We start from the raw sequence: 1,121 nt of genomic DNA on the forward strand, positions 1-1,121 counted from the left end.
GAAGATATGGGAAGACAACGCAAAACCTGGTCACCTGAACTCAAGGAGCAAATTATTCTGGCTGTCCTAAGGGGGGAGCACACCATCGCGGAAGCTGCTCGTGAATACGAGGTCAGCGAGAGTTTGATTCACAGCTGGCGTGCACAGTTTCTGGAAGCGGGCCGTGCCCGCCTCCAGGGAGCGAGGCCGGATGCAGCCCAGAAGAAGTTGGAGAAGGAAGTCCAGCAGCTCAAGGCCATCATTGCGGACAAGGAATTGTCACTCTATATCGCAAAAAAAATCCGGGGTCTCTGAGCGTAGATGAACTCCTGGCGTGCTACCAGGAGTTGCTCGGAGACCACCCGAAACTCAGTCTCAGCAGATTTGCTGGCGAGGTGGAGCGTCCATATCATGTCCTGCGCGATGCCCGGCAGAACGCTGTGCGTTCTGCACAGCGAACGGAGCAACGCTGGCAGATCTTAGAAGCGGTGCGGTTCAAAGCCCTGGAAGAGCCACTCAGCGGCTACCGTCTGATTTACCAGGCCCTGCAAGAAGATGCCCAACAGCCTTCTCCCGGCATCCATACCGTCCGTCGCAGCATGGCTGAGTTGAAGGTGCAGCGTCCGGTTCCCAGAAAGAAACGCCGTCCATCGGTATGTCCTACAGCCATCGTTCTCTGGCCAGCGGCCCGCCGAGTTCAGATCGATGCCACACGGCTCAGCTTGTCGGACGGGATCTGCTGGGCTTATCTCGTCCTGGACGTGGAAAGTCGCGCACTGCTGCACATTGAAGTAGTCCGGAATCTCTCTGCAAGCAGCGCGGTGACCGCGCTGCAACGGGGAGTCCATGTGCTGCACCATCTCGGCATAGACGAGCAGCTCCTGATCATGACTGATGGTGGCTCAGATTTTACGTCTGGCGCATTCCAGGCGGCCTGTCACGAGCTGGGTAACTGGGTACGGGCTAAGGTCTCGCAGAAGGGAGGAATGGGCATCCTAGAAAGGCTCAACCGGACCTTCAAATATGACGGTGTGTTCCGGGAAGAATTGACGAATATTACCCAGCTTCGTGCGTTCAGCACGAAGTTCAGGAACTGGTACAACTTTGAAAGAAGGCATTCCAGTCTGGGATACGCCTACCCC

The 1,121-nt window shown here is 56.6% G+C and carries 2 protein-coding genes; both read left to right on the top strand.

What is annotated here, in order from left to right; all coding sequences use genetic code 11:
- The coding region (locus IE158_RS13370; RefSeq protein WP_229839139.1) for a transposase at positions 1–294 on the top strand (294 nt) is incomplete at its 5' end.
- Positions 295–374: 80 nt separating this feature from the next.
- On the top strand, positions 375–1,121 hold a 747-nt coding region (locus IE158_RS13375; protein WP_229839140.1), incomplete at its 3' end, for an integrase core domain-containing protein.

The sequence above is a fragment of the Deinococcus piscis genome, assembly GCF_014653275.1.
GTDB lineage: Bacteria > Deinococcota > Deinococci > Deinococcales > Deinococcaceae > Deinococcus > Deinococcus piscis.